Origin of the sequence: Micromonospora tarensis, assembly GCF_016803395.1 — a bacterium.
Taxonomy (GTDB): domain Bacteria; phylum Actinomycetota; class Actinomycetes; order Mycobacteriales; family Micromonosporaceae; genus Micromonospora; species Micromonospora tarensis.
In genome coordinates this window covers 1-1,086 of the sequence record NZ_JAEVHL010000528.1, presented here as the reverse complement: position 1 = coordinate 1,086, position 1,086 = coordinate 1, and the positions used below count along the sequence as shown (strand labels likewise).

General features: G+C 77.2%; 1 protein-coding gene. It reads left to right on the top strand.

Translation table 11 applies throughout. The features are described 5' to 3' along the window. The coding region (locus tag JM949_RS36125; RefSeq protein ID WP_203152494.1) for a beta-ketoacyl reductase at positions 1 to 1,086 on the top strand (1,086 nt) is incomplete at both ends.

Below are 1,086 nucleotides of genomic sequence, written 5' to 3'. Positions count from 1 at the left end.
GCCCTCGACGCGTCCAGCGTTGGCTCGCCGACGACCACGCCGCCGACCGTCGGCTGGCCGTCGTCACCCGCGGCGCCGCCGGCCCGGGCCCGCTCACCGACCTGGCCGCCGCGCCGGTGTGGGGGCTGCTCCGGTCGGCGCAACGGGAACACCCCCACCGGTTCGTCCTGCTCGACCTCCCGGCCGACGCGCCACTGCCGACGGCCGTCCCACCGGACGAGCCCGAGCTCGCGCTGCGCGGTGACACCTGGCACGCGCCGCGCCTCGTCAGGCACCGGGAAGCCGGTCCGACCGCCCGGATCGGGGTGGGCACGGTGCTGATCACCGGTGGCACCGGCACCCTGGGCCGCCGGCTGGCCCGGCATCTGGTGACCGAGCACGGCGTACGCCACCTCCTGCTGGTCTCGCGAACCGGCGGCGCGGTGCCCGACGAGCTGACCGCCCTGGACGCCGCAATCGCCGTCGCGGCCTGCGACGTGGCCGACCGGGCGGCGCTGGCGGCGCTGCTCGCCACCATCCCGGCCGACCGTGCGCTCAGCGCCGTGGTGCACGCCGCCGGGACGGTCGACGACGGGCTGATCGAGACACTGAACCCGGACCGCCTCCACCGGGTGGCCCGGCCGAAAGTCGACGCCGCCTGGCACCTGCACGAGCTGACCCGCGACCTCGGCCTCACCGCGTTCGTGCTGTTCTCCTCCACCGCCGGTGTCCTGGGCAGCCCCGGACAGGCGAACTACGCGGCGGCGAACGCGTTCCTCGATGCCCTGGCCAGTCACCGGCGCGCCGCCGGCCTGCCGGCCACCGCGTTGGCCTGGGGGCTCTGGGCTGAGCCGAGCGGGCTCACCGGCCACCTCACCGACGCCGACCTGACCCGGCTGCGCCGATCCGGTCTGGAACCGCTGAGCACCACCGAGGCGCTGACGCTGTTCGACGCGACGGTCGGCAGCGGGGACGCTGCGCTGGTGCCCGTACGCCTGACGCCGTCCGCCTTCCGCGACGACCCGCCCGCCCTGCTGCGCGCCCTCGCGCCCGCCCGCCCCCGGCGAGTCGCCGTCGCCGCCCGCACCGAACCCGGCCTCGCCGACC